The sequence below is a fragment of the Belnapia sp. F-4-1 genome, from assembly GCF_000802185.1.
Lineage (GTDB): Bacteria > Pseudomonadota > Alphaproteobacteria > Acetobacterales > Acetobacteraceae > Belnapia.
Genome location: NZ_KN676113.1, coordinates 5,013,119 through 5,038,112 on the forward strand (window position 1 = coordinate 5,013,119; position 24,994 = coordinate 5,038,112).

At 70.1% G+C, this 24,994-nt stretch carries 25 protein-coding genes; 9 read left to right on the forward strand and 16 right to left on the reverse strand.

Annotation, left to right across the window (positions count from 1 at the left end; all coding sequences use genetic code 11):
* Positions 1-4 precede the first annotated feature (4 nt).
* A complete protein-coding gene (locus tag LH62_RS23630; protein WP_043364577.1) occupies positions 5-1,183 on the forward strand; it encodes an MFS transporter in 1,179 nt (392 codons plus the stop codon).
* Here the strand turns inward: LH62_RS23630 and LH62_RS32450 are convergent.
* The 6 genes from LH62_RS32450 to LH62_RS23655 are packed head-to-tail and all read right to left on the reverse strand — an operon-like array spanning position 1,168 to position 6,769.
* Complete coding sequence (locus LH62_RS32450) at positions 1,168-1,290, reverse strand: hypothetical protein (RefSeq protein ID WP_255360008.1); 123 nt, start codon at positions 1,288-1,290, stop codon at positions 1,168-1,170. The genes LH62_RS23630 and LH62_RS32450 overlap by 16 nt on opposite strands.
* Entirely contained in the window at positions 1,287-2,324 is a 1,038-nt protein-coding gene (locus LH62_RS23635; protein ID WP_043364578.1) for an ABC transporter ATP-binding protein, read from the reverse strand. The genes LH62_RS32450 and LH62_RS23635 overlap by 4 nt, the downstream gene beginning before the upstream one ends.
* Positions 2,321-3,301 carry an ABC transporter ATP-binding protein gene (locus LH62_RS23640; RefSeq protein ID WP_043364579.1) on the reverse strand — a complete coding sequence of 327 codons (981 nt, stop codon included), beginning with the start codon at positions 3,299-3,301 and terminating at the stop codon, positions 2,321-2,323. Before LH62_RS23640 ends, LH62_RS23635 begins: the two co-directional genes overlap by 4 nt.
* A complete protein-coding gene (locus tag LH62_RS23645) occupies positions 3,298-4,212 on the reverse strand; it encodes an ABC transporter permease (protein WP_043364580.1) in 915 nt (304 codons plus the stop codon). Before LH62_RS23645 ends, LH62_RS23640 begins: the two co-directional genes overlap by 4 nt.
* Positions 4,209-5,183, reverse strand: coding sequence for an ABC transporter permease (locus tag LH62_RS23650; RefSeq protein ID WP_043364581.1), 975 nt, complete (start codon positions 5,181-5,183; stop codon positions 4,209-4,211). The genes LH62_RS23645 and LH62_RS23650 overlap by 4 nt, the downstream gene beginning before the upstream one ends.
* A complete protein-coding gene (locus LH62_RS23655) occupies positions 5,180-6,769 on the reverse strand; it encodes an ABC transporter substrate-binding protein (protein WP_043366491.1) in 1,590 nt (529 codons plus the stop codon). The genes LH62_RS23650 and LH62_RS23655 overlap by 4 nt, the downstream gene beginning before the upstream one ends.
* A 279-nt stretch (positions 6,770-7,048) precedes the next feature.
* Here LH62_RS23655 and LH62_RS23660 point away from each other — a divergent pair, with 279 nt between their 5' ends.
* Both LH62_RS23660 and LH62_RS23665 read left to right on the forward strand, forming a co-directional pair.
* Entirely contained in the window at positions 7,049-8,632 is a 1,584-nt protein-coding gene (locus tag LH62_RS23660) for an ABC transporter substrate-binding protein (protein WP_043364582.1), read from the forward strand.
* Between the two features lie 5 nt (positions 8,633-8,637).
* Positions 8,638-9,477, forward strand: a complete 840-nt coding sequence (locus LH62_RS23665; RefSeq protein ID WP_043364583.1) for a hypothetical protein — start codon at positions 8,638-8,640, stop codon at positions 9,475-9,477.
* A 6-nt stretch (positions 9,478-9,483) separates the two neighbouring features.
* Here the strand turns inward: LH62_RS23665 and LH62_RS23670 are convergent, their stop codons facing one another.
* From LH62_RS23670 to thiS, 4 genes are all read right to left on the reverse strand, one after another.
* Positions 9,484-9,948 carry an Lrp/AsnC family transcriptional regulator gene (locus tag LH62_RS23670; RefSeq protein WP_043364584.1) on the reverse strand — a complete coding sequence of 155 codons (465 nt, stop codon included), beginning with the start codon at positions 9,946-9,948 and terminating at the stop codon, positions 9,484-9,486.
* Between the two features lie 44 nt (positions 9,949-9,992).
* Entirely contained in the window at positions 9,993-11,123 is a 1,131-nt protein-coding gene (locus LH62_RS23675) for a type III PLP-dependent enzyme (protein WP_043364585.1), read from the reverse strand.
* A gap of 444 nt (positions 11,124-11,567) precedes the next feature.
* The gene (locus LH62_RS23680) at positions 11,568-12,374 is read right to left on the reverse strand and encodes a thiazole synthase (RefSeq protein WP_043364586.1); all 807 of its coding nucleotides are present in this window, start codon (positions 12,372-12,374) and stop codon (positions 11,568-11,570) included.
* 3 nt (positions 12,375-12,377) lie between these two features.
* Complete coding sequence (thiS, locus tag LH62_RS32780) at positions 12,378-12,626, reverse strand: sulfur carrier protein ThiS (RefSeq protein WP_236552613.1); 249 nt, start codon at positions 12,624-12,626, stop codon at positions 12,378-12,380.
* Between the two features lie 83 nt (positions 12,627-12,709).
* Between thiS and aroQ the strand changes: the two genes are divergently transcribed.
* From aroQ to serA, 6 genes are all read left to right on the forward strand, one after another.
* The gene (gene aroQ / locus LH62_RS23690; protein WP_043364587.1) at positions 12,710-13,174 is read left to right on the forward strand and encodes a type II 3-dehydroquinate dehydratase; all 465 of its coding nucleotides are present in this window, start codon (positions 12,710-12,712) and stop codon (positions 13,172-13,174) included.
* 8 nt (positions 13,175-13,182) lie between these two features.
* Positions 13,183-13,668 (forward strand): acetyl-CoA carboxylase biotin carboxyl carrier protein, encoded by a 486-nt coding sequence (accB, locus tag LH62_RS23695; RefSeq protein ID WP_043364588.1) that lies wholly within the window; start codon positions 13,183-13,185, stop codon positions 13,666-13,668.
* Positions 13,669-13,670: 2 nt separating this feature from the next.
* Positions 13,671-15,023, forward strand: a complete 1,353-nt coding sequence (gene accC, locus LH62_RS23700; protein WP_043364589.1) for an acetyl-CoA carboxylase biotin carboxylase subunit — start codon at positions 13,671-13,673, stop codon at positions 15,021-15,023.
* A gap of 150 nt (positions 15,024-15,173) precedes the next feature.
* Complete coding sequence (aat, locus tag LH62_RS23705; protein WP_043364590.1) at positions 15,174-15,845, forward strand: leucyl/phenylalanyl-tRNA--protein transferase; 672 nt, start codon at positions 15,174-15,176, stop codon at positions 15,843-15,845.
* Entirely contained in the window at positions 15,838-16,611 is a 774-nt protein-coding gene (locus tag LH62_RS23710; RefSeq protein WP_052214860.1) for a hypothetical protein, read from the forward strand. Before aat ends, LH62_RS23710 begins: the two co-directional genes overlap by 8 nt.
* 40 nt (positions 16,612-16,651) lie before the next feature.
* Positions 16,652-17,899, forward strand: a complete 1,248-nt coding sequence (serA, locus tag LH62_RS23715) for a phosphoglycerate dehydrogenase (RefSeq protein ID WP_043364591.1) — start codon at positions 16,652-16,654, stop codon at positions 17,897-17,899.
* A 5-nt stretch (positions 17,900-17,904) separates the two neighbouring features.
* Here the strand turns inward: serA and LH62_RS23720 are convergent, their stop codons facing one another.
* The 6 genes from LH62_RS23720 to pdxH all read right to left on the reverse strand — a co-directional run bounded on the left by LH62_RS23720 (position 17,905) and on the right by pdxH (position 24,919).
* Positions 17,905-18,933, reverse strand: coding sequence for an amino acid ABC transporter substrate-binding protein (locus LH62_RS23720; RefSeq protein ID WP_043364592.1), 1,029 nt, complete (start codon positions 18,931-18,933; stop codon positions 17,905-17,907).
* A 17-nt stretch (positions 18,934-18,950) separates the two neighbouring features.
* The gene (locus LH62_RS23725; RefSeq protein WP_043364593.1) at positions 18,951-20,867 is read right to left on the reverse strand and encodes a TRAP transporter fused permease subunit; all 1,917 of its coding nucleotides are present in this window, start codon (positions 20,865-20,867) and stop codon (positions 18,951-18,953) included.
* A gap of 38 nt (positions 20,868-20,905) precedes the next feature.
* The gene (locus LH62_RS23730; RefSeq protein ID WP_043364594.1) at positions 20,906-21,889 is read right to left on the reverse strand and encodes a TAXI family TRAP transporter solute-binding subunit; all 984 of its coding nucleotides are present in this window, start codon (positions 21,887-21,889) and stop codon (positions 20,906-20,908) included.
* Between the two features lie 66 nt (positions 21,890-21,955).
* Positions 21,956-22,834, reverse strand: a complete 879-nt coding sequence (locus tag LH62_RS23735) for a universal stress protein (protein WP_043364595.1) — start codon at positions 22,832-22,834, stop codon at positions 21,956-21,958.
* 34 nt (positions 22,835-22,868) lie between these two features.
* Positions 22,869-24,335 carry an AAA family ATPase gene (locus LH62_RS23740; protein WP_052214861.1) on the reverse strand — a complete coding sequence of 489 codons (1,467 nt, stop codon included), beginning with the start codon at positions 24,333-24,335 and terminating at the stop codon, positions 22,869-22,871.
* A complete protein-coding gene (gene pdxH / locus LH62_RS23745; protein ID WP_043364596.1) occupies positions 24,332-24,919 on the reverse strand; it encodes a pyridoxamine 5'-phosphate oxidase in 588 nt (195 codons plus the stop codon). The genes LH62_RS23740 and pdxH overlap by 4 nt, the downstream gene beginning before the upstream one ends.
* Between the last annotated feature and the right edge of the window lie 75 nt (positions 24,920-24,994).

Consider the following 24,994-nt stretch of genomic DNA (forward strand, 5'->3'; position numbering starts at 1 on the left):
GCTCATGAAAGGCAGCCCACCCGCCTCGGATCGCCGCCTCATTCTCTGCATCGCCATCGGCCAGCTGATCGGCTGGGGCACGCTCTTCTCCGCCTTCCCTCTCTTCGGCGCGCCGATGGAGGCGGAGCTCGGCTGGACCCGCACCGAATTCAATGCCGGGCTGACCCTCGCCCTGCTGGTTTCCGGCCTTGCCGCCGTGCCGGCCGGCCGATGGGTGGACCGGCGCGGCGGACGATGGCTGCTGACACTCGGCGCCTGGGGCGGGGCGGCGCTGCTGGTGGCCTGGTCGCAGGTGTCCGCCCTTCCCGCCTATTGGGCGATCTGGGCGGCGATGGGCCTCGCCCAGGCGACGGCGCTCTGGAGCCCGGCCATGGCAGTGGTGGTGGCGCAGGCGCGGGACCCGGTGCGCGCAATCACCGGCATCACCTTCATCACCGGCTTCACCGCAACGCTCTTCATCCCGCTGACCGCGCTGCTGATCGAGCGCCTCGGCTGGCGCGACGCGCTGCTGGCGCTGGCGGGATTGCAGGCGATTCCTGGCCTGCTGGCGCTCGGGCTGCTGCCGCCCGACCGGCCGCGGACGGAGGTGCGCGGCGGCAGCGGCTTCGACCTCGGCCGGGCGATGCGAAGGCCGGCCTTCCTCGGCTTGGCTGGCGCCCTGGCGGCGCATGCCTTCATCGGCGTCGGGCTCGGCGCCCATGCCATTCCGCTGCTGCGCGAGCGGGGGCTGGCCGAGGCCTCGATCATCGTCCTCGTCTCGCTGCACGGGCCCTTTCAGGTGGCGGCGCGGCTGGCGCTCTTCGCCCTCGGGCGGCGGGTGACGATGCGGGGCGTCGGCAGGCTGGCCTCCCTGCTTGCGCCCGTCGCCATGCTGGCACTCGGCCTGGCGCCGCCGGAATTCGCTTGGCTGCTGCTCTACGTCCTCGGCTGGGCGATGGCGGATGGTCTGATGACGATCGTGCGCGCCGCCGGTGTCGCCGAGATCCTGGGGCGGGAGGGCTATGGCGCCATCACCGGCGCGCTTACCGCCGTGACGGTGCTGCCGCGGACGCTCGCGCCGGTGCTGATCGCGCTGATCTCCGAGGGCGCCGGCGGCTACGGGCCGGTGCCGTGGCTCCTGGCCGGGATCGGGGCGGTCGGCGCCGGCTGCTTCGCCATGGCGGCGGCTCAGCGCAACCGCTGATCCCCGCGCAGATTGGTGCCGACCGAGCCGCCGACATAGGGCCCGCTCGCGCCGTCCTGCTGGCAGGCGGCCAGCAGCAGCAGGGCGAGCAGGACCAGACCCCTCATGCCACGTCGTTCAGGTGGCAGGCGCTGCGATGCGCCGGGCCGACCTGCCGGAGCGCCGGCCGCTCGACCCGGCAGCGGTCGAAGGCGAAGGGACAGCGCGGATGGAAGTGGCATCCGGAAGGCGGGTCCAGTGGCGAGGGAATCTCGCCCTTCACCCCGGCGAAGGCGCGCTTCCGCGCCTCGATCCGTGGCACTTCGGCAAGCAGCGCCTTGGTGTAGGGGTGGTTCGGACGGCGGAAGACCTCCTCCGCCGGCGCCTCCTCGACGACGCGGCCGAGATACATGATGACGACGCGGTCGGAGAGATGCTCCACCACGCCGAGATCGTGGCTGATGAAGAGATAGGTGAGGTCGAGTTCCCGCCGCAGCTTCATGAAGAGGTTCAGGATCTGCGCCTGGATGGAAACGTCGAGCGCCGCCACCGCCTCGTCGCAGACCAGGAATTCCGGCTGCACCGCGAGCGCGCGGGCGATGCCGATGCGCTGGCGCTGGCCGCCGCTGAACTGGTGGGGGTACCGCGCCTTCAGCGCCGGGTCGAGGCCGGCGCGGCGAAGCTGCTCGTCGACATAGGTGTCGATCTCGCCGCGCCTCGCCATGCCGTGGAATTGCGGCGCCTCGCCGACGATCTCCTGCACTTTCAGCCGCGGATTCAGCGAGGCATAAGGGTCCTGGAAAATCATCTGCGTCCGCAGCTTCGCCTCGCGCGCCTCGGCCGCGTTGAGGCTCTTCAGGTCGCGGCCGCGCCAGAGGATGCTGCCCTCGCTCGCCGGCATGATGCCGGCGACCATGCGGCCGAGGGTCGACTTGCCGCAGCCGGACTCGCCGACGAGGCCCACCACCTCGCCCTTCCGGATGGTCAGGTCGACGCCGTCCACGGCATGCACCACCTCCTCGCGGAGGTTGGCGCCGAGGCGCTTGGCGATGCGCCCTGCGAAGTCGAGCGTCTTCGAGAAGCGCTTGGAGACGCCGCGCAGCTCGATAATCGGCTCGGCGAGGGTTTCCGTGGCAGGGAGCGCGGTCAGGGTTTCGCTCATGCCGCCACGGCCTCCTGATGCGGGTGGATGCAGCGGGCATGCTGGCCCGGACGGTACTCAGCCATGGGCGGCGGCTCGGCACAGCCCGGCTCGGCGCGCGGGCAGCGGGAGCGGAAGGCGCAGCCCGCCGGCAGGTTGAGCAGCGAGGGCGTCATGCCGGGAATCTGCCGCAGCGGCTCGCCGCGGCGGTTGCGGCTCGGCACGCTGCCGATCAGGCCGAGCGTATAGGGGTGCAGCGGCGCGTCGAGCACCTGCGTGACCGGCCCGCTCTCCACCACCTTGCCGGCATACATCACGGCGATGTCGTCGGCGAGGCCGGCGACGACCGAGAGGTCATGGGTAATCCAGACGAGCGCGGTGCCGAACTGCGCGCAGAGCTTCTGCGCCTCGGCGAGGATCTGGCCCTGGATGGTGACGTCGAGCGCCGTGGTCGGCTCGTCCGCCACGATCACGTCCGGCTTGTGCAGCAGGGCGATGGCGATGGCGACGCGCTGGCGCATGCCGCCCGAGAATTGGTGCGGGTAGGCCTTGAGCCGCTCGTCGGGGCTGGGGATGCCGACCTGCCCCAGGGCGTCCCGGGACCGTTGGCGGGCCTCCTCGCGGCTGACCTTGGCATGGGCGAGGACCGTCTCGATCATCTGCGTGTCGATGCGAAGGACCGGGTTGAGGGTCATCATCGGATCCTGGAAGATCATCGCGATGCGGTTGCCGCGCAGTCCCCGCATCTCGGCTTCCGGCAGCGTCGCCAGATCGCGGCCCTTGAACAGGATCTGCCCGCCGGCGATCCGCCCCGGCGCATCGACCAGGCCGAGGATGGAGAAGCCCGTCACGGTCTTGCCCGAGCCGCTCTCGCCGACGAGGCCCATGACCTTGCCGGCCTCGACGGTGAAGGAGACGTCGTCCACCGCCTTCACCACGCCGGCGCGGGTGAAGAAATGCGTCCGGAGGTTGCGGACCTCGAGGGTCGGCGCGCTCATCGCTTCAGCCTCGGGTTCAGCACGTCGCGCAACTGGTCGCCGACCAGGTTGATCGAGACGATGGTCACCAGCAGGGCGATGCCGGGGTAGAAGCTGATCCAGTACTTCCCGCTCAACATGTACTCGTAGCCGTTGGAGATGAGGAGGCCGAGCGAAGGCTCGGTGATGGGCACGCCGAGGCCAAGGAAGGAGAGCGTCGCCTCCAGCGCGATGGCGCGGGCCACCTGCATGGTGCCGACGACAATGAGCGGCGGCAGGCAGTTCGGCAGCAGGTGGCGGAAGATGATCCGCCGCGTCGGCAGGGCGAGGCACTGCGCCGCCTCGATATACTCCCGCCGCCGCTCGACCAGGGCCGAGCCGCGCACCGTCCGGGCGTAATAGGCCCATTCGACGATCACCAGCGCGAAAACGACATTGAGGATGCCCTTGCCGAGGAAGGCGAGGATCATCAGCGCCGCGAGGATCGCCGGGAAGGAAAGCTGGAGGTCGACCAGCCGCATGATGAGGCTGTCTGTCCGCCCGCCGGCATAGGCGGCCAGCATCCCGAGCGAGGCGCCGACCAGGCAGGCGATAATGGCGGAGCCCGCGCCCACGATCAGCGAGATGCGCAGCCCGTACATGATGCCCGAGAGCATGTCGCGCCCCTGGTCATCCGTGCCGAGCCAGTAGGTGAAGCCGGCGCCGCCGACCGTGCCGGGCTCCATCCGCCCGTCCATGATGTCGAGCTGGGCGAGGTCGTAGGGATTCTGCGGCGCGATCCAGGGCGCCAGCACCGCGATCACGACGATGGCAAGGAAAAGCATCAGCCCGAGGAGCGCGATGCGCGAGGCGGCGAATTCCGAGACGAATCGCTGGAACGGGGTCTCGACCCTCGGCGGTGCGGGGACCGTCGTTGCCGTGGTGCTGCTCATTGCTTGCCTTCCAGCCGGACACGTGGATCGAGCAGGGAATAGGTGATGTCGACGACGAGGTTGATGGTGATGAAGAGCAGCACGATCATCATCAGGTAGGCGACCATCACGGGCCGGTCGAGCACGTTGATGCTGTCGATGATGAGCTTGCCCATGCCCGGCCAGGCAAAGACGCTTTCCGTCACCACCGAGAAGGCGATGGTCCCGCCGAACTCCAGCCCGACCACGGTGACGACCGGGATCAGGATGTTCTTGAAGACGTGGACGAAGGTAACCCGGGCCGGGCTGAGCCCCTTGGCGCGGGCGAATTTCACGTAGTCCATCAGCATCGTCTCCCGCACGCCGGCGCGGGTCAGGCGGATGACGAGGCTGATCTTGAACAGCGCCAGGTTCAGCGCCGGCATGATGAGATGGGCGATGCCGTCCCGCGTCAGGAAGGACCAGCGCATGCCGAGGATGGTCACCGTCTCGCCCCGCCCCGTGCTCGGCAGCCAGCCGAGCTGTACGGCGAAGACCATGATGAGCATCAGCCCGACCCAGAAGGTCGGCAGCGAGAAGCCGAGGATGCTCGTCGCCATGATGCCCTTGCTGACCGGGCTGTTCGGCTTAAGCCCAGCATAGAGGCCAAGCGGCAGGCCGATGATCAGCGCCGCGACAGTGGCGCCGATGGCGAGCTCGAGCGTCGCCGGCATGCGCTCGAGGATCAGCTTCAGCGCCGGCTCGTTGAAGACGAAGGAGCGGCCGAGGTCGCCCCGCAGCGCGTTGCCGAGGAAGACGAGGTATTGCTGCCAGAGCGGCAGATCGAGGCCGAGCGCCTTGACGGCACGCTCCCGCTCGAACTGGTCGGCCTCGGGGCTGATGAGGATCTCGATCGGGTCGCCCACGGCGAAGACGCCGAGGAAGACGAGCAGGGACATGACGAGGACGACGGCGGCCGCCTGGATCAGGCGGCGGAGCAGGAAGGCGGTCATCGCGCGGCCGCCGGACGGACGTCCTGCGCCCGCGTCAGCTCATCCGCCCGCGCCTCCATGGCGAAGCCGCGGCGCATGGCCCAGGCATTCTTCTGGATGTGCAGCGGCACGATGCCGACATCCTCCATGGCAAGGCGCGTCGCCTGCTGCAGCAGCGCCTCGCGCTTCGCATCGTCCAATTCGCGCATGGCCTGCTCCAGGATGCGGTCCGCCTCGGGGTTGGAATAGCGGCCGCGATTGGACGCGCCGTAGCCCTTCTCGCGGTCGAAGGTCGCGGTCAGGTTGCGCAGCGGGTTGGAGGCCTCGCCGGAGGAAGTGCCCCATCCGATGAGGAAGGCCGAGAGCTCCTGCCGCGCCGCGCGGCCGACGAAGGTGGTCCAGGGCTGCGCCTCCACCGCCGTGCGCACCCCGGCCCGCGTCCACATCTGGCCGATGGCCTGGATGATGCGCGCATCGTTCGGATAGCGGTCGTTCGGCCCATGCAGGGTAATGCGGAAGCCGCCCGGGAAGCCCGCCTCGGCCAGCAGCCGCTTCGCCGCCTCCGTGTCGAAGCGGGGCGGGTTGAGACCAGGGACATAGCCGAAGCTCCCCTCCGGCAGGAATTGCCCGGCCGGGAGGGCGGCGCTCTCCATCACCCGCTCGGTGATGGCGTTGCGGTCGATCGCGGTGGAGAGCGCCCGCCGCACCCGCGGGTCGCGCAGCGGGTTGCGCGGGATGGGCTTGCCGTCATTGTCCGTGACGAAGGGCGAGGCATCGTCCCGCACGTGGTCGAAGCTGAGGAAGATGACCCGCAGGCCCGTGGTCTCGGCCAGCGTCAGCCGCTGGTCGCCGCGCAGCTTGGCGAGGTCGCTGGTCGGCACCTGGTCGATCACGTCCACATCGCCGGCGAGCAGCGCCGCGGTGCGCGCCGCATCGTTGGTGATCATGCGGTAGGTGACGCGACTCCAGGCCGGGCGCGGGCCGAAGTAATTGTCGTTGCGTTCGAACTCGATGCGGTCGCCGTTGCGGTGGCTGACCATGCGGAAGGGCCCGGTGCCGACCGCCATCGGCCCGGCATTGAAGCCCTCGGTCGTCGCGTTCGCATGCGTCTCGCGGTCGAGGATCATCACGCTGGCGAGATCGGTCGGCATCAGCGGATAGGGCGAGGCGGTGTGCAGCCGGAGCGTGTAGCTGTCCACGATCTCCACCCGGGTGATCGGCCGGGTGTAGATGGCGTAGGAGGAGGGCGAGTTCGGCACCTTCGGCACCCGCTCGAAGGTGAAGGCCACATCCTCCGCGGTGAAGGGCGAGCCGTTGTGGAAGGTGACGCCCTGGCGGAGCTTGAACTCCCAAACCGTGTCGGACACCGGGCGCCAGCTTTCCGCAAGGTCTGGCGTGATGCGGGCACGCGAATCCGTTTCGGTCAGCGCGCTGAAGATCATCTCGGCCACCGCCGTATTCGGCGAAAGCTGGTGATAGTGCGGGTCGATCGAGGTGACGGGCGCGCCGACGCCCATGGTGAGGGTCTGCGCCGCCGCCGGCTCGAGGGCCAGGCCGGCAATTGCCAGACCGGCGGCCAAACCGGCCGCGTGACGAAATACTGTCATCTTGTCCCTCGGAAGCCCCAGCGGCGCGAAAGTTAGCATTCCGGTCATCCTCTCGCCAGCTTCCCCCGAGGCGCCGCAGCCCGGCATCGCCACTGCATCGTGTGCAGGCGGCCCGCCCAGGGGCGCGGCAAGGTTCGACTGGCCTGCCGCGAGAACGGGCACCCGGGCGCCAAGCCGGGGCCGTCTCGCGGCCTGTCCCTGCCCTTTCGCAAAGCCGGTGCCAAGCGGTTGGCGGAGGACGGAACGGCCGGTAGTCTCCCCGCCATCCCGGAGACATTCATGACACGACCCAACGCCACCGGCTTCGGCCTCGCCGTCCTGCTCCTCGCCGCCCCCGCCGTCGCACAGACCGGCGAGGCCACGCTGAATATCGGCATCGGCGGGTCCGTCACCTCGGTTGATCCGCATTTCTACAACGCCTCGCCCAACAACAGCCTCGCTATGCACGTCTTCGACCGGCTGGTGGAGCGGGATGCGCGGGCCCAACCCTATCCCGGCCTTGCCGAGAGCTGGAGGGTGATCGGCGAGACGGTCTGGGAGTTCAAGCTCCGCCCCGGCGTGAAGTGGCATGACGGGCGCGACTTTACCGCCGAGGATGTCGCCTTCACCATTCAGCGCGCGCCGAACGTTCCCGGCAGCCCGGGCGGCTTCGGCGGCTTCGTCCGTGCCATCGAGCGTGTCGAGGTGATCGATCCGCTGACCGTCCGCCTCCATACCGCGCAGCCGCATCCGCTGCTGCCGACCGAGCTCGCCTCCGTCGCCGTCATCGCCCGCCATGCGGTCGAAGGCGCGAGCACGGAGGATTTCAACAGCGGCCGCGCGGCGGTCGGCACCGGCCCCTACCGCATGGTCGCCTACCGCTCCGGCGACCGCACCGAGCTGGCCCGGAACGAGGCCTATTTCCGCGGGCCGGAGCCCTGGGCCCGAGTGAATTACCGCTTCATCGGCAATGACGGCGCGCGCACCGCGGCGCTGCTCGCCGGCGACGTGGACCTGATCGACCAAGTGCCGTCGACCGACCTGGTGCGGATGCGGCGCGACCCGAAGGTGACGATCTCCGAGATCCAGGGCCTCCGCATGATCTACCTGGTGATGGACCATTCGCGGCAGCGCGATGTGCCCTTCACCAGCGACAACGACGGCAAGCCGCTCGCTGCCAATCCGTTCAACGATGTCCGCGTGCGCCGTGCCCTCTCTCTCGCGATCAACCGCCAGGCGCTGGCGGAGCGGGTGATGGAGGGCACCGCCCAGCCGACCGGTCAATGGCTGCCTGAGGGCACCTTCGGCTACAACCCGGATGTCCGCCCGCCGGCCTTCGATGCGGACGGGGCGAAGCGACTGTTGGCCGAGGCCGGCTTCCCGCAGGGTTTCCGCATGACCCTGCACAGCCCGAACGACCGCTACCCGAACGACGCCAAGACGGCGCAGGGCGTGGCGCAGATGTTCACCCGCATCGGCATCCGCACGGAGGTGGAGGCGGTGCCTTGGGCCAGCTTCTCGCAGCGCTCCAACCGGCAGGAATACGCCATCCGCCTTTCGGGCTGGGGAAGCGTGACCGGCGAGGCGAGCTATGCCCTCGTGAACATCCTCGGCACCTATGACCGCGAGCGGCGCACCGGCGCCAGCAACAGCGGCCGCTATTCCAACCCGGAGCTCGACGCCGCCACGGCCCGCGCCGCCGCCACCATCGACGACCGGCAACGCGAGCAGCTGCTGCGCGAGGCGGTTAAGATGGCGACGGACGACGGCGCCATCATCCCTCTCTTCCAGCTTGTCAACAGCTGGGCGCTGCGCAAGGGCCTCACCTACGACGCGCGGATGGATGAGCGGACCACGGCGATGGCCGTGCGAGCGGCGCGGTAGGGGCGATGCGATTCCGCGCACTCGGCCTCGCCCTGGCGCTGGCCTCGGGCTGCGTGCCGCGCCAGCCGCCGCCGCCCGGGCTGGCGGCGGCCGATCCGGCCGATTCCTGCGGCCCGCAAGTGGTCGTCTTCGTCTCGGCCGGCGACCTCCTCGGCGAGGCGCCACGGCGCCAGGGGCCGCCGAGCGCCGAGGACCTGGCCCGCGAGCTGGCGCAGGAGAATGCCGCGATCGATCGCCTCCAGATCGCCTTCGACGCCCTGCTCTACTGCCGTTGGACGGAAGTGCGGGTGATCCGCGCCGATGCCGCCAGCAATGTCGTCCCGAGGGCCGAAGCCTCGGCCCGGCTCGCCGCAGCGTCGGGGCGGCTGCGCGCCGACCTCCGGCGCGCACAGCAGCTTCGCCAAGGCCTGAGCGAGCGCAGCGCCCGCCTCGAAGCCGCGGTCGAGCGCGCCGCGCCCGGCACCGCCGCCGCCCTGCTGGCCGAACGGGCCGCACGCGATGCACCGGTCCGCGCCGTCGCCTCCGCCCCAGTTGCCCTTCGGCTGCGGCCGGATCTCCGGGCACCCGAGGTCGGTCGGGTGCCGGCGGGGACCGAGGTGTCGCTGCGTCCGGCGTCCGGCGGCTTCGGCCTCGTCGATGGCGGGCTGCGGGCCTGGGGCTATGGCCAGCTCGGTGCCTTCACCGTGCTGCAGCAGCGGCGCGCTCCCGTCGCCGAGGCAGCCGCCGGGCCTCAGGCGGAGCTGCGGCGGCTGGCGGCCAGCAACCTCGCCCGGCGCGACAATTTCGCCGAAAGTCTCGATCTCGCCGAGCGTTCGGCCGAAGCCGGCTTCGAGCCGGCCTTGTGACGCAGCCTACTCCTCCGTCGCCGGCGCCACCGGCAGGATGGAGGTTTCCTTCACCGTGGCGATGGCGAGCAGCGTTTCCACCCGCTGCACGCCCGACTGTGCGCGCAACTCGTCATTGAGGAAGGCGTCGAGCGCCGGCAGATCGGCCAGCCGCACTTTCAGCAGGTAGGTCCAGTCGCCGGTGATGGCGTGGCATTCCAGCACCGCCTCCTGCCGCCGCATGGCCTTGCGAAAGGCGGCCTCGTCGCGCCCCGGCGCCACGGTGACCAGAATGTGCACCAGCAGCGGGCAGCCGGCGGCCACCGGGTCGATATCCGCCCGCCAGCCGCGGATGACGCCGCGCTCTTCCAGCCGCTTGACCCGTTCGGCCGTGGCGGAGACCGAAAGCCCCGCCACCTTCGCAAGCTCTGCCAGCCCCGCGCTGCCATCGAGTTGCAGCGCGACGGTGATGTTCCGGTCGATCTCGTCCATGGCGCAAGACTATGCGCCCGATGCTACCTTGGGAACGGAAAGAATCAGACGTAATGCTCTGCCAGCGGCCGGAAGCCGTTGAAGGCCTGGCTGGCATAGGTGGTCACATAGGCCCCCGTCGCCAACAGCTCCACCCGGTCGCCGCAATCGAGGGCAAGCGGCAGGCGGTAGTTGGCCTTCTCGTACAGCGTGTCCGTGCTGTCGCAGGTCGGGCCGGCGATGGTGACGGGGCCGTCAACCTCACCGTCATGCGGCGTGCGGAAGGCGTATTTGATCGCCTCGCCCTCGGTCTCGGCAAGCCCGCCGAAGCGGCCGATGTCGAGATAGACCCAGCGCACCGGGTCGTCCTTCGCCTTGCGCGAAACCAGCACCACCTCGGCGCTGACCACGCCGGCATCGCCGACCATGAAGCGCCCCGGCTCGATGACGATCTCCGGCAGGGCATTGCCGAAATGCTCGGTCATCGCGCCCATGATGGCGGCGCCGAAATCGTCGATCTCCGGCACCTCGGAGCGGTAGCGCACTGGGTAGCCGCCGCCGAGGTTGACCATGCGCACCTTCACGCCCGCGTCGCGAAGGTCGGTGAATAGCATGGCGACCTTGGCGATCGCCGCCTCATAGGCGTCGGTCCGGGTCTGCTGGCTGCCGACATGGAAGGAAAGGCCGAAGGGGTCGAGGCCCAGCTCGCCGGCCAGGATCATCAGCTCCCGTGCCATCTCCAGTTCGCAGCCGAACTTCTTCGACAGCGGCCACTCGGCGCCGACATTACCGACCAGGATGCGGCAGTAGACGCGCGCGCCCGGGGCGGAGCGGGCCAGCTTGCGAAGCTCCGCTTCGCTGTCGAAGGCGAACATGCGGACGCCGGCGGCATAGGCGGCGCGGATCGCGCTCTCCTTCTTCACCGTGTTGCCGAAGCTGATTCCTTCGGGGCGCGAGCCGGCGGCGAGGCAGGCTTCGATCTCCTCCCAGCTCGCGGCATCGAAGGAGGAGCCAAGGCCGACCAGGCGCTCCAGCACCGGCGCGGCCGGGTTGGCCTTCACGGCGTAGTAGATGCGGGCGAGCGGCAGCGCGGCCGTCAGCCGCTGGTAGTTCTGTTCGACCCGATCGACATCGAGGACGAGGCAAGGCGTGGCCGGCGCGTGGTCGCGCAGGAAGCGGGAGACCTTGGGGGTCATCGCAACTCATCCCTACAGACTGCAGGACCGCCCCGATCGGGCGGCGGCCCCAGATTGACGAAACGGTCGAACGAACCAGCGACCAAACGGACCGCACGGCTTGTGCCGCACGGGGTTGCCAGAACGCTTGACGTCGTTGCGTAAACCTTGCGCCGCGGTGACCGTCCTTAGTCTGCGCCGTTGTGGAGGGGCGCCGGGTTCCGTGGGCCTGGGGCCAGAGGCACGTGCGTACTGCGTCTGAGCCGGCATATAGGCCCCACCCCCAGGGGTGAAAAGCGGAAAATGCAGGCCGGCCCAGATTTTTTTCCAGCCACCTTCGCAGGTGGCCGGAAACTCCGCCGGAAGCTTCGCGAACTGGCCGCTGATCGCCTTGCCGGGAAGCGGAAGGGCAGGGAAAATTGCCGCCAACGAATCGGTAACGGTTGGTCGGGGTGCCTCCCGGCTCTAGTTCCGCCCGATAATTCCCTTGGCCAGCGGGCTCGACGGATCGGCGGCGTGCTGCCGCGGCATCCGCCCGGCCAGGAAGGCCTGCCGCCCCGCCTCCACCGCCGCCTTCATGGCGCGCGCCATCCGAACCGGGTCCTGCGCATGGGCGATCGCGCTGTTCATCAGCACCGCGTCGCAGCCGAGTTCCATGGCGAAGGCCGCGTCGGAGGCGGTGCCGACGCCCGCATCGACCAGCACCGGCACCTTCGCCTGCTCGATGATCGCCCGGATCATCACCGGGTTCTGGATGCCGAGGCCCGAGCCGATCGGCGCCCCGAGCGGCATGATGGCGACGGCGCCCATCTCCTCCAGCCGCCGCGCCGCGACCGGGTCGTCCGAGCAATAGACCATGACCTGGAAGCCGTCCTTCAACAGCGCCTCCAGCGCCTCGAAGGTCGCCCGCATGTCTGGGTAGAGAAAGGGCGGCGGCCCCAGCACCTCGAGCTTCACCAGGTTCCACCCACCTGCCTCGCGAGCCAGGCGAAGCGTGCGGACGGCATCCTCGGCGGTGAAGCAGCCGGCGGTGTTCGGCAGGTAGGTGTAGCGCCGCGGGTCGACGTAATCCTGCAGCATCGGCGCCTTCGGATCGCCAAGATTGACCCGGCGCACGGCGACGGTGACGATCTCGGCGCCGGAGGCGTCGATGGCCCGCCCCGTTTCCTCCAGGTCCTTGTAGCGTCCGGTGCCGACGATCAGGCGCGAGCGGAAGCGCAGCCCGGCAACCTCCCAGCTCTCCTCGAGAGCCGGCTGTGGCAATCCGTCCATGGTTCAGCCTCCGCCGATGAAATGCACGATCTCCAACCGGTCGCCGGCGGCGAGCCGCGTCGCGGCATAGGTGGAGCGGGGGACGATCTCGAGATTGCGCTCGACCGCGACCTTGCGCGTGTCGAGCCCGATCCGCTCCAGCAACTCGGCCAGGGTGACAGGCGCCGGCTCCTGCCGGGGCTCGCCATTCACGGTGATCTGGATCTCTGCGCCCATGGCGGGGAATGTGGCGAAGCCCGGGGCCGAGGACAAGGCGCCTGCCCCGGCCCATTCGCTTGCTCCCCGAAACCCCTCCGTGCTAGCGCAACCGCCTCGATCTCCGCCGGATACATACCATGTCGCCCCCGCTGGTCGTCGTCCTGAATGGCCCGAACCTCAACCTGCTCGGCATGCGGGAGCCGGACAAGTACGGCACCGCCACCCTCGACGATGTCGAGGCACTCTGCGCCGAGGTGGCGGAGGGGCTCGGCCTCGCCATCGACTTCCGCCAGACCAATGGCGAGGGCGAGCTCATCACCTGGGTGCAGGAATGCCGCGGCCGGGCGGCGGGCATCGTCATCAACCCCGCCGGCTATACCACCACCTCGATCGGGCTGATGGATGCGCTGCTGGCGGTCGACCTGCCGGTCATCGAGGTCCACATCACCAACATCCACCGCCGGGAGGAATTCCGGCAGCACAGCTTCGTCTCCAAGGCCGCCACCGGGGTGATCGCCGGGCTCGGCGTGCAGGGCTACGCCCTGGCGCTCGAGGCGATGGCCGGGCTGGTCGGCACCGACGACCCGGACGACGAGGCTTAGGAACAGGCATGAGCAACGGCATCCAATTCGACCCGGAGGCGATTCGCGCCCTGGCCCAGATCCTGCGGGACACCGACCTGACCGAGATCGAGCTGGTGGAGAAGGACAGCCGCATCCGCGTGGCCCGGAAGCCCCCTGCTTCGCCGCAGGCCGCGGCGCCGATGGCCTGGCCGGCCGGCATGCTGCCGCCCGCCGCGCCCGTCCCCGCGGCGACCGTGGCCACGGTCGCCGCCGAGGCCGAGATGCCGGATGCCAAGCACCCGGGCCTCGTCGCCTCGCCCATGGTCGGCGTCGCCTATCTTTCGCCGGAGCCGGGCCAGCCGAACTTCGTTACCGTCGGCGCCAAGGTCGCCCAGGGCCAGACCCTGCTGCTGATCGAAGCCATGAAGACCTTCAACCAGATCCGCGCGCCTCGCGCCGGCACCGTCACCCGCATCCTCGTCGAAACCGGCACGCCGGTCGAGTATGGCGAGCCACTGCTGATCGTCGAATAACCATGTTCGGCAAGGTCCTCATCGCCAACCGCGGCGAGATCGCGCTGCGGGTCCATCGCGCCTGCCAGGAGATGGGCATCCGCACCGTCGCCGTGCATTCGACGGCCGATGCCTCCGCCATGCATGTGCGCCTCGCCGACGAGAGCGTCTGCATCGGCCCGCCGGCCGCGCGCGACAGCTACCTGAACGTCGCCGCCATCCTTTCGGCCGCCGCCATCACCGGCGCGGATGCTGTGCATCCCGGCTACGGCTTCCTTTCGGAGAACGCCTCCTTCGCCGAGATGGTGGAGGCGCATGGCCTCGCCTTCATCGGCCCCTCCCCCGCGCATATCCGCATGATGGGCGACAAGATCCAGGCGAAGGACGCGATGCGCCGGCTCGGCGTGCCGCTCGTCCCCGGCAGCCTCGGGGCGCTGGCCTCCATCGATGAGGCACGGCAGGTGGCGGCCGAGGTGAAATACCCCGTCCTCATCAAGGCAGCCGCCGGCGGTGGCGGGCGCGGCATGAAGGTCGCGCGGTCCGAGGACGAGTTGGAGGAGGCTTGGCGCGTCGCCCGCACCGAAGCGAAGGCCGCCTTCGGCAATGACGAGGTCTATCTCGAGAAATACCTCGACCGGCCGCGCCATATCGAGCTGCAGGTCCTGGCCGACACCCATGGCAGTGTCGTGCATTTCGGCGAGCGCGACTGCTCGCTGCAGCGCCGCCACCAGAAGCTGGTCGAGGAGGCAGGCTCCCCCGTGCTCAACGCCGCCGAGCGCGATGCGCTGGGGGCACAGGTGACGCGGGCGCTGCGCGAGCTCGGCTACCGTAATGCGGGCACGTTGGAATTCCTCTGGCAGGACGGGCAGTTCGCCTTCATCGAGATGAACACCCGCCTTCAGGTGGAGCATCCGGTCACGGAGATGGTCTGCGGCATCGACTTGGTGAAGGAGCAGCTCCGCGTCGCCGCCGGCGAGGCGCTGGGCTACGACCAGTCCGAGATACGCTTCCACGGCCATGCCATCGAGTGCCGGATCACCGCGGAGGACCCGGAGACCTTCGCTCCCTCCCCCGGCCGGGTGCACACCTATCACGCGCCGGGTGGGCTCGGGGTGCGCGTCGACAGCGCCCTCTACTCCGGCTACGCGGTGCCGCCGCATTACGACAGCCTGATCGCCAAGCTCGTCGTCCATGGCGCGACCCGGGCCGAGGCCATCGCCCGGCTCCGGCGGTCGCTGGCCGAGATGGTGGTGGACGGCATCAGCACCACCCTGCCGCTGCACCGGGCGATCATGGAGGACCCGGAATTCCAGGCAGGCGACTACACCATCCACTGGCTTGAGCGCTTCGTCGCCCGCCGCCTCGCGCAGGGCTGACAGGGAAACGGTGGCGACGGGCGAGGCGGCTGGCTATGCTGCCCCAATGCCGCGCCACAGCATCGCCGAGGCGAAGGAGCGCTTCCCCCATCGAATCGGCCAGGGCGGCCTTGCGCGCGACGGCGCCTCGCCCCGGCCGGTCGCCGCCGCATGAGCCGCCGCCATATCGACATCACGCCGGAGCTGATGCTCCGCGCCTATCGTGCCGGGCTGTTCCCCATGGCCGAGAGCCGCGGCGGCGACCGGCTCTATTGGCTCGATCCGGAGCGGCGCGGGGTCATCCCGCTGGATGAGGGCTTCCACCTGCCGCGGCGGCTGTTGCGCACCGTCCTTTCCGGTCCCTACGAGGTCACCGCCGATCGTGACTTCGCCGCCGCCATCGCCGGCTGTGCCGCCGCCGCGCCGGGGCGGGAGGACACCTGGATCAACCCGGAGATCGAGCACCTCTTCCTCGCGCTCCACAGGCAGGGGCACGCCCATTCCATCGAGGTCTGGCAGGAGGGGCGGCTGGTCGGCGGCCTCTACGGCGTCGTCCTCGGCGCCGCCTTCTTCGGCGAGAGCATGTTCAGCCGGGCGCGGGATGCCTCGAAGGTGGCGCTGGTGCATCTGGTCGCGCGCCTCCGCCTTGGCGGTTTCGTCCTGCTCGACAGCCAGTTCCTGACCGAGCACCTGGCCCAGTTCGGCGCCCACGAGATTCCCCGGGCCGACTACAAGCGCCGCCTCGCCCAGGCCGTGTCGATGCGCGCCGACTGGTACATCGCCCCCGATCCCGGCCTGCTGGAAGCCGAGGTCCGCACCCTCCGCCCCGCCCCGCATGGATGAGGCGGCGGAGGCCCCGCCACGCGCCAGGCGGGTGCAGGGCGGCAGCGCGACGGCGGATGTGGTGCTCTCCGCCCATGCCGGGGGGAATGCCGCCCTCTTCCCGCGCATCCTGGCGCTGCACGTCCCGCCCGGCGCGCTCATCGCCGACGTCACCTATGGCCAGGGCGTCTTCTGGCAGCAGGTGCCGGAGGGGCTCTACCGGGTCCTGCCCTCCGACCTCGCCACCGGGACGGATTGCCGCGCCCTCCCCCACGCCGATGCCAGCCTGGATGCCCTGGTGCTCGACCCGCCCTATATGGAAGGGCTGCTCCGGCCGAAATCCGCTACGCGCGGCGGGCTCGGCAGCCATGCCGGACTTCGCACCTATTACGCCGCTGGCGGCGAGGGCGAGGCGCCGGGCGGCGGACGTTGGCATCAGGCAGTGCTCGACCTCTACCTCGCCGCCGCCGCCGAGGCGCGGCGGGTACTCCGCGACCACGGCATCCTCATCGTCAAATGCCAGGACGAGGTCAGCGCCAACCGGCAGGAGCTGACCCATGTGCAGATCGTCACCGGCCTTGCCGAGCTCGGCTTCTATGCCCGCGACCTCTTCGTGCTGGTCCGGCCCAACCGGCCGGGGGTGGCGCGTCTGCTCCGCCAGGTGCATGCGCGGAAGAACCACAGCTATTTCCTGGTCTTCCAGAAGGTCCCGCCTGGCCAATCCGTCGCCCGCTACCGGACCCGGGCCCTGATCGTCCGCGCGCCGGGCTTGGCGACGGGCGCGTAAGGGCGCAAGAAGCGCCCCCGTTTCCCCCTGGGAGCCTTTGATGTCCGACCGCCTCTCCCTCCCCAAGGACCGCATCCGCGTCCTCCTGCTGGAAGGCATTTCCGACAGCGCGGTGGAGCTGCTGGCAGCCGCCGGCTACGAGAACGTCACCCGCATGCCGAAGGCGCTGGACGGGCCCGATCTCATCAAGGCGCTGCACGGCGTCCACCTCCTCGGCATCCGGTCGCGCACGCAGCTCACGGCGGCGGCGCTGGAGGCGGCGGACCGGCTGATCGCCGTGGGATGCTTCTGCATCGGCACCAACCAGGTCGATCTCGCAACGGCGGCGCTTCGTGCCATCCCCGTCTTCAACGCACCCTTCTCCAACACCCGCTCCGTCGCCGAGCTGGTCATGGGCGAGGTGGTGATGCTGCTCCGCGGCATCCCGGACCGCTCCCGCTCCGCCCATCAGGGCGGCTGGGACAAGTCGGCCGAGGGCAGCTACGAGGTGCGCGGCCGCACCCTCGGCATCGTCGGCTACGGCAATATCGGCAGCCAACTCTCGGTGCTTGCCGAGGCCTTCGGCATGCGTGTGATCTATTTTGACCACACCACCAAGCTGCCGCATGGCAATGCCCGGCCCTGCGCCAGCCTCGGCGACCTGCTGGCTGAGGCCGACATCGTCACCCTGCATGTGCCGGAGACGCCGGAGACGGTCGGCATGATCGGCCCGGCCCAGGTCGCCCGGATGAAGACCGGCTCCATCCTCATCAACAATGCCCGCGGCTCCCTGGTCGATCTCGATGCGGTGGCCCAGGCGCTCCGCGACCGCCACCTGCTCGGCTTCGCCGCCGACGTCTTCCCTGAGGAGCCGGCCCGCAACGGCGAGCCTTTCCGGAGCCCGGTGCAGGGCCTGCCCAACGTCATCCTGACCCCGCATATCGGCGGCAGCACGCAGGAGGCGCAGTCCCGCATCGGCCAGGAGGTGGCGCGGACACTGATCGACTTCAGCGACACGGGCGCCACCATGGGGGCGGTGAACTTTCCCCAGGTGCAGCTGCCCGCCCGGGCAAGCGGCGCGCGCTGGATCCATGTCCACCGCGACGCACCGGGTATGCTCTCGCGCATCAACGAGGCCTTCGGCCGGCGCGGGCTCAACATCGCCGCGCAGTACTACCAGACCCAGGCCGAGCTGGGTTACGTCGTGGTCGAGAGCGTCGAGGCGCGGGACCAGGCGGAGGCGATCCTCGCCGAGCTGCGCGCCCTGCCCGGCACGGTGCGGGCAAGGCTGATCTACGAGCGGGAGTAGGCCTCCTACCGCATCGGCGGCGCCACCATCAGCCCGCCGCGGGTCCAGAGGTCGTTGAGGCCCCGCGGCAGGCCGACCGGGCTGTCCTTGCCGAGATGCCGGTCATAGATCTCGCCGTAATTGCCCACGGCCTTGATCGCATTGAGCAGCCAGGCCCGGTCGAGCCCGAGCGTCGGTCCCAGATCGCCGGTCTTCCCCAGCAGCCGCTGCACCGCCGGGCTCGGGCTCTCCGCCAGCATGCGTGAGGCATTCTCGCGGGTAATACCGAGCTCCTCCGCCTCGACCAGCCCGAAGACGACATAGCGGACAATATCGAACCACTGGTCGTCGCCCTGCCGCACGGAGGGCGAATAGGGCTCCTTGCTGATCCGCTCCGGCAGCAGCACATGGCGCGCCGGTTCAGGGAAGGCGCTGCGCACGGAGGCGAGCTGACTGGCATCGCCGGTGTAGCTGTCGCAGCGATTGCTCTCATAGGCACGCCGCGCCTCGTCCTTGTCGGCGAAGATCACCGGGGTGAAGCGGATTCCCCGGGTGCGCGACCAGTCCTGCAGGTTCAGCTCATGGGTGCTGGCGGAGACGAAGCAGATGGCGGCGCCGTCGAGCTGGCGGGCGCTGGTGATGCCGCTCTCGGCATGCACGAGGAAGCCCTGGCCGTCATAGAAATTGGGCGCAGTGAAATTGAGCCCCAGCATCGAATCCCGCGCGAAGGTCCAGGTCGTCGTCCGCGTCAGCACGTCGACCTGGCCGGAGCCGAGGGCCGGAAAGCGGTTCTGCCCGGTGAGGTGCTGCCAGACCAGGCGGTCCGGGCTGCCGAGGACGGCGGCGGCGATGGCACGGCAGAGATCGGTATCCATCCCCTGCCAGACGCCGCGGCTATCCGGCTGGCTCCAGGCCGGGTCGCCGGTCGAGATGCCGCAGGAGAGCGCGCCACGGGCCCGCACGGCGGTCAGCGTCGGCCCCGGGCTCGATGCCTGCTGCGCGGCGGCGATCCCCGGCGCCAGCAGCGCCAGGGTGAAAAGGGCATGTCTCAACATCGATACTCTCCGCAGGATCAGGGCCGGACCGGCCGTGGCAGGCGCACAAGTTGCACCGCGCCGATCAGCCCCGGAACGCCGAGCGCCACCGCCAGCCGCAAGAGGTCCGGGACGCCATGATAGAAGGCGGCGAAGAGCCCCGCTCCGCCCAGCAGCAGCCGCGAGGCCCAGCCCATCGGCCGCAGCAGGAAGCCGGCATAGGCCGCGCAGATCGCCGTCAGCGCCCCCACCTGGATCGCCGTCGCGGTCAGGATGTCGCCGAGCGAGCCGCGCAGCATGATCCCCGGGTCGTAGAGAAAGGCGAAGCCCACGGTGAAGCCGGCGATGCCGAGCCGCGTCGCGTGGTTGCTCGAGACCAGCGGCGATGCCTTGGCGATGGCGGCCGCCGCGAAGGCCGCCGCCGCCACCGGTGGCGAGGCATCCGCCAGCACCGCGAAGTAGAAGACGAAGAGATGCGCCGGTAGCAGCAGGTCTCCCGGCGGGACACCGAGCGCCTTGCTGCCGAGGTCGAGGATCTGCGGCACGCCGATGGCGGCGGCGATGATGTAGCTCGGTGTTGTCGGGATCCCCATGCCGAGGATGAGGACGGTGATCGCCAGCAGGATCAGCAGCAGCGCGAAATTTCCCGCCGCCAGGTCCTTGATGATGCCGCCCAGCGCCACGACCAGCCCCGTCGCCGTCAGCGCCGAGACGACGATGCCGGCGCCTGCGATGGAGACGGCGAGCGGCGCCATGGTGAGGCCGGCATTGGTCAGGCTTTCCAGCACCTGCCGCCAGCCCATGCGGCTGCGGCGGCGGAGCGCCGCGACGCCCACCATGGCAAGCGTTGCGACGAAGGCCGCGAAATTGCCGCTCCAGCGGTCCATCATCAGCCAGACCAGCACGGCGATCGGGACGACAAGGTGCGCGTCCTTCGCCACCTCCCGCCAGGCGGGGATGTCGCGCAGCGCCATCGGCGCCATGCCGGCCTTCTTCGCCTCGAAATGCACCGCGGCGAGGATGGCGAAGTAGTAGAGCGCCGCGCCGATCGCCGCCGCGACGACGATCTCGCCATAGGCGATGCCGGTGATCTCGGCGAGGACGAAGGCCGCCGCACCCATCACCGGCGGCATCAGCGCCCCGCCGACCGAGGCCGCGCTCTCGATCCCGGCCGCGACCGTAGGCTTGTAGCCGATGCGGATCATCAGCGGGATGGTCATGGCGCCCGTGGTGATGACGTTGGAGACGCTGCTGCCGCTCATCGTGCCGAACAGGCCGGAGGTGACGACGGCAACCTTGGCCGGCCCGCCTGAAAACCGCCCCGCCGCCGCCGCGCCGAGATTGCTGAACAGCCGCCCGGTGCCGCTGCCCTGCATGAAGGCGCCGAAGACGATGAAGACGGCGATGGTCGTCGCCACGATCCCGGTCAGCGGCCCGTAGACGCCGCCTGCCGTCGGCACCAGCCAGGACGCCTCCAGGATTTCGGCGAGGCTGAAGGGCCGGCTGTTCAAAATGCCCGGGATGTAATGCCCGAAGGCCATGTAGCCGATCGAGATGAGGATCATCCAGGCGAGTCCCACTTCCACCGCCCGGCGCGTCGCCTCCAGCAAGGTGACGATGGCGAGCACGGCGAGCACCGCCATCTCGGTGCCGAAGGGATCGACATATTCCATCCGGTCCGAGACCTCGGCCCAATGCCACATCACCCAGGCGTGTGGCGCCGCCGCGGCGAGCATCCAGAGCCAGTCAGGGAGGCTCGGCCGCCGCGCCGGCGACCGGCCGGGCCGCGCCGGAAAGAGCAGGAAGAGCGGCGGGACGAAGACCAGCAGGTGGAAGGCGCGAAGCGTGATCGGCTCGGGGAAGCCGAAGCCGCCCCAATAAAGGTGGATGGCCGAGGCCGCCGCCAGCCAGAGGGTGATGATCAGCTTCAGGGGGCCGGCAAGATCGCGCATCATGGCCTCAGGCTGTGCAAGGACCCTGCCGGTCCGGCTTGTCAGGAGAGGACGCCCGCCTCCTTGAAAGCCTTGATCCCGCCCGGATGCAGCGGCAGGCCGTGATACTTCACCGATTTCGCCGGATCCCAGGCGCCCATGCTGGCATGGATGGAGACCAGCCGCTGGCCCTTGCTGCGGATCAGCGTGCGGGCGACCTTGTAGGCAATCTCCTCCGACACGCTCTCATGCAGCATGAGCACGCTGTCCATCATGGTCACCGGCACCTCGCCCGACTGCAGCGAAGGGTAGGTCCCGGCCGGCAGCACGCCTTCGGCATAGTCGTACTGGTCGATCAGATGCTTGCGGATGTCGGCCGGGAACTCCACCAGCCTGCCCGCCCGCCGTCCCTGCGCGATCTCGGTGAAGATCGCCGCCGGCTTGGCCAGCGCGACGAAGAGGTAATCCACCTGCCCGTCCGAATAGGCTGAGCCGATATCGGCATAGCTGCCGTTCAGGTAGCGCCCGCCTTCGGACCTGATCTTGTCCGGGCTGGTCCCGAGGAATTTCAGGATGCGCTGCAGCGTCATCTCGTCGGTCGAGGAGCGTTGCGGGCAGGCGATGCGCAGCCCCTTCTGCGTGAGGATCGAGCGCATGTCCTCCGGCCCACCATCGGTGCGGCGGAGGAAGTGGAACTCGGTCGGCGAATAGCCGGTGCCGAGGCAGCGCAGCGCCTCGTGCTTCTCCGAGTAAGGCTCCGTTCCCGCGCGGGCGGCGGCGGCGAAGGTATCGATGCCCCAGCCCATCGGCGACTGGCCGCGGTTCACCCGCGTCGAGTTGGCGAGTCCCCCGCCCGGCACCACGCGAATCTGCACGTCCGGGTTCTCGTCCTTGATGAGGGCCGAGAGGCCGGCGGCCATGGTGTACCAGCCGCCGCCGAGCGAGCCCGCTACCCATTCCAGCGTCTGCTGCGCCTGCGCCGTGCGGATGAAGGGCAGGGCCAAGGCGCCGCCGACCAAGCTGCGCCGCGTCCAGATCAGGCTCATCGTCATTCTCCCAGCCGGAACCGGGGCGGGATCATGCGGCTGCAGGAACGCGGCCGCAACCGTGCTTCACCGGCACATCAGGACGGGCATGTCGCTGTTCTCGAGAATATGCCGGGTGACGCCGCCGAGGATGAGCTGGCGCAGCCGCGAATGGCTGTAGGCCCCCATGCAGAGCAGGTCGGCCTGGAAGTCCCGCGCCGCGCCCAGCAGACCGGCGCCGACATCCTTGGTCAACGGCTTGAACAGCACCGGCTCCGCCTCGATCTCGTGCCAGCGGAGATAGCTGCGGATGCCCTCCACCTTCGGCCCGCGCCGCTGGTACTCGTCGGCATAGAGCAGGCGGGCGGCCTCCGCCCTGTGCAGCCAGGGCAGCGCCGCGGCGATGGCGGCGGCGCTCTCGGCGGAGCCGTTCCAGGCGCAGCAGACGCGGGTGCCGATGGCCCGAGGCACCTCGCGCGGCGCGATCAGCACCGGCCGGCCCGAATCGAAGAGCACCGCATGCAGCGCATCGGAGGAGGAAACATCCTCATCCGCCTCGGGGTGCGGCACCACCGCCATGTCGTAGAGGCGGGATTGCTGGGCGACCACATCCTCCTCGCGCCCCGCGATGCTTTCAAAGGAAAGGGTCGGCCCGTCGGTCTTGAGCGCGGTCTCGGCGCTGTCGGCGATGGCGACGCCACCCGAGGTGCCGGCGAAGCGGTCGAACAGGGCGCGGACGCGGCCGGCGCGGTCGCCGCTCTCGCGCTCGGTCGCCGCCATCATCTCCTCGATCATCGCGCCGGACAGGCCCTCGCCCGCCAGCGGCGCGACATCCCGGGCATCGACCCGGACATGGAGGCAATGGACATGCGCATTCCAGATGCGCGCCACCATCAATGCGGTGGCGAGCGCGGCCTCTCCGGCGGCGGTGCCGGTGAGGGGCAGGAGCAGACGACGATAAGCCATGGCGCGTCTCCCAAACGGCGCGGAAGCCCCGGTTCTAGCACGGATCGGCACCGTTGCAGCCCAGGGCTTCGCAGGCGGCCGGCAGCGGATCCCCGGCCGCATCGAGCATCCGCCAGGCCAGCGGCCCGGCATCCCGCGCCGCCGCCGCCGCCAGCACGGCCAGATCGGCATCCGAGGCGTCGCCGGTGCGGGCGGCGATCCGCGCCTCGAGCACCGCGCGCGGGGCGGTGAGCCATATTCCATCGAACGGCACCCCCGCCGCCCGCGCCGCCGCCTCGATCGCCATGCGTTCCTCAGGCCGGAGGAAGACGGCATCCGCGATCATGGCATGCCCGGCGCGCAACGCCGCCTCCGCCTCCGCTGCGAGTTCGGCGAAGACCGCCGCGCTCGCCTCCGGAGTATAGGCCGATGGCGGCAGGCGCTGCTCCGGCGGCACCCCGGCCAGGCGCTTGCGGATCTCGTCCGAGCGCAGCACCAGCGCCCCCGGCGCCGGGCCGAGCATTGGCGCGAGCGCCCGCGCCAGCCGCGTCTTCCCCGTCCCCTGCAACCCGCCGACCGCCACCAGCCGCGCCGGCGCCGGATGCAGCAGCGCCTCCGCCCGGTCGAGATAGGCCAGGCCGTCGCCGCCCCGCTTCGCCTCCGCATGCGCCCGGATCATCGCCCGCAGCGAAAGCCAGAGCGGCAGCGCCGCCACCAGCCCCGCATCGCCCGAGCGGGCGGCATAGCGGTTCAGCACCCGGTTGGCGGCGGCACGGCCGAGGCGATGCTCGCAGTCCATCAGCAGGAAGGCGAGGTCATAGCCAGTATCGACGGTCGCCAGCGCCTCGTCGAATTCGAGAGCATCGAAGGGCGTCACCCGTCCCTGCCAGAGGCAGAGATTGCCGAGATGTAGGTCGCCGTGGCAGCGCCGCACCCGCCCCTCGGCCGCCCGCCCGGCGAGCAGGGGCCCGAGCCGGTGCAGCCAGCCCAGCGCCGCCTCCACCCAGGCCCCGACCCGATGCTCGGGCAGCCCGGCCCCGAGCGCCGCCCGCCCATTGCCCTCAATCACGGCGCGGAAGCCGGGCGCTGGCTGCGGCGGCAGGGCGGCGTGCATGGCGAAGACCGCATCCGCCAGCGCATCCAGCCGCGCGGCATCGAACTCAGCCGCCGCATGCTTGTCGAGGAAGTCGCCGGGCGGGAGCGGCGCCATGCGGAGCACCCACTCCACCGGCTCGCCCTTTCCGCCAAGCCTGAGGCCGCCATCCGCACCGCGCGTGACCGGCACCACCTCCCGGTACAGGCCCGGCGCGAAGGGCGCGTTCAGCGCCAGTTCCCGCCGCAGCAGCCGCTCGCGCTCGGCGAGGCGGGTGAAGTCGAGGAAGCCGAGCGCTACCGCCTTCTTCAGCTTCCAGGCATGCTCACGCCCGACATAGACCGCCGAGATATGCGTCTCGACCGGCGCCGCGCCGGTGAGGCGTGCGAGCAGCTCGCCTGCCCCGGCCTGGTCGGGGGGCAGGCTCAAGGATAGAGCGCCTCCACCCTCCAGCCCTCACCCTCGCGGTGGAAGACCTGCCGGTCATGCAGGCGGAAGGGCATGTCGCGCCAGAACTCGATGCGCCGCGGCAGCACCCGGAAGCCGGACCAGAAATCCGGGCGGGGAATCTCGCCGATGCCGAATTTCAGCGTGTACTCGGCAACCGCCTTCTCCAGGGCGAAGCGCCCCTCCAGCGGCCGCGACTGCCGGCTCGCCCAGGCGCCGATCCGGCTGCCCCGGGCGCGGGAGGCGTAATAGGCATCCGCTTCCGCATCGGAGACCGCTTCCACCTGCCCCTCGACGCGGACGCTTCGCTGCAGCGTCTTCCAGTGGAAGCAGAGCGCGGCCTCCGGGTTGGCTGCCAGTTCTCCGCCCTTCCGGCTCTCGAGGTTGGTGTAGAAAACGAAGCCCCGCGGGTCGATGCCCTTCAGCAGCACCATCCGGGCCGAAGGCCGGCCCTCCGGCGTGCTCGTTGCCAGGCAGACCGCATTCGGGTCGTTCGGCTCGGATCTGGCGGCCTCCGCCATCCACTCCTCGAAACGGGCGAAAGGATCGGCGGCGCTGCTGTCCATGGCGGAAATCCCGGGTAACGAGGGGTGCGGGCGCTAAGGCTTGCCCGCTGGCCGGGGGTGTGCCACCACGCCAGG